This window comes from Streptomyces sp. E11-3, from assembly GCF_046540415.1.
In the GTDB taxonomy this organism is placed as follows: domain Bacteria; phylum Actinomycetota; class Actinomycetes; order Streptomycetales; family Streptomycetaceae; genus Streptomyces.
In genome coordinates, this window is record NZ_JAZGRL010000131.1 from 1 (window position 1) to 2,013 (window position 2,013).

1 protein-coding gene is annotated in these 2,013 nt (G+C 75.3%); it reads right to left on the minus strand.

The features are described 5' to 3' along the window. Positions 1–384: 384 nt before the first annotated feature. On the minus strand, positions 385–2,013 hold a 1,629-nt coding region (locus U9R90_RS35805), incomplete at its 5' end, for an IclR family transcriptional regulator C-terminal domain-containing protein (protein ID WP_411061646.1).

A 2,013-nucleotide genomic window follows, 5' to 3' on the forward strand; every position in this document is an offset into this window, starting at 1 on the left:
GCTGCTTCGCAGCGGGCGCAGGCTGATCCGCGAAGATCGGAGAGACGCCCCCTAGTGGCCCACGGGTCAGCTCCGGGTCCCGCGAGTCCGGTCCCGGGACCTGACCGCCCGGTCCCGGTCCCGGTCCCGCACGTCCGGATCCGGGGCCTGCGCGTCCGGATCCGGGACCCACGAGTCCGCCCCCAGATCCCGCGGCTCCCACACACCCCATCCCAGGTCCCACACGTCCAGACCCGGGACCCGCAAGTCCACTCCCAGGTCCCACACGCCCCGTCCCAGGTCCCACACACCCAGCTCCGGGTCCCGCGAGTCCGGTCCCGGTCCCGCGGCTCCGGATCCAGGGCCCGCACGCCCGGCCGGGGTCCCGCAGGTCCGGATCCGGGATCAGGTGGCCGGGACGGGCGCGTAACGGCTGGCGATGTGCAGGTCGGCCTCGGTGCGGGCGGCCGCGGCCAGCATGCGGGGCAGCAGCTCCGTGCGGCACTGCTCGACGCTGCGGCGGCCGCTGTGCATGGCGACGTTCACGGCGGCCACCACGCGCCCGGTGCGATCGTGGACCGGGACCGCGAGCGCGCGCAGGCCCTCCTCCAACTCCTCGTCGACCAAGGCGTAACCGTCGCGCGCGGCCTGGTCCAGGAGCGCGGCGAGTGCGTCCCGCCGGGTGACGGTATGCCGGGTCAGCGGCATCGGCGCGGCGCGCGCCAGCCGGGCCTCGCGCTCGGCATCCGGCAGGCCGGCGAGCAGCACCCGGCCCATCGACGTCACAGCGGCGGGGAAGCGCGTACCGACCGTGATGTCGACACTCATGATGCGGCTCATGGCGACCCGTGCGGTGTACTGGATGTCGTCGCCGGTCAGGACGGCCATGGACGCCGAGTCGTGGACCTCGCCCACCAGGGCCGCCAGATGGGGCTGCGCGATCTGCGGGAGCGTCATCCGCGAGAGCGGCGCGTAACCGAGATCCAGTACCCGGGGCGTGAGCCGGAAGTCCCGGCCCTGCGCGGTGACATAGCCGAGGTGCTGAAGGGTGAGCAGCGCACGTCGGGCCGTGGCGCGGGCCAGGCCGGTGGCCTCGGCGACGGCGGCGAGCGGCAGCTCCGCCCGGCCGGGTCCGAACGCGGTCAGGACGCTCAGGCCGCGGGCGAGTGACTCCAGGAACTCCGCGCCGAGTTCGGCTTTGGAAGCGCCGGTCCAGTCCGCCAGGCCGACCGCGCCACGGGGCTCGGGCGGCGGGGCCTGGTCCAGCGCCCGCTCCATCGCCTGGGCGGTCTCGCGCAGTTGAGGGAGTACGGCGGCACGCAGGGATGCGGTGGTGTGGCGGCTGGTGTGGCTGACCGCGCTCAGCGCGCAGACCAGGTGTCCGGCCGGGTCGCGTACGGGCGTGGCGAGGGCGATGAGACCGGGCTCCACCAACTGGTCGTCCAGTGCCCAGCCCCGTTCGCCCGCTTCCGTGGCCCGCTCGGGGAAGGACGCCGCCGCCCCGGCCGCCGCGGGCGGCGCGGCCGGGAAGCCGCGAGCGTCGGGTGCGGCGTTCCGGCGATCGTGCCAGCGCGCCCATTCCTCCGCGGTCCAGTCGGCGGCGAACAGTGCGCCAGGGGCGGTGCGCTCGGCCGGGAGCCGGTCGCCGATCCGGAAGGCGACGGACAGCGCACGGCGGCGGGTGTGCTGGTGTACGAAGCGGATGCCGTCGCTGTCCGGGACGGCGAGGGACACCGACTCGTCGAGTGCCTCGGCGAGCCGGTCGGCGTGCGGCCCGAGGAGGTCGGGCAGCCGGATCGCCGCCAGGTAGGCGTTGCCGATCTCCATCAGCCGCGAGGCGAGCACGACGTCGCGGCCGGTGAGTCGGACGTAGTCCATCCGGGCCAGCGTGGCCACCGCCCGGTCGACCGTGGAACGGGCCAGGCCGGTGGCACGTACGAGGCCGCTGAGGCTCTGCCGACCACCGGAGCCGGTGAGTTCGCACAGCACCGCGATGCCGCGCGTCAGCGGGCCGACGGCCTCGGGTGGGGCGGC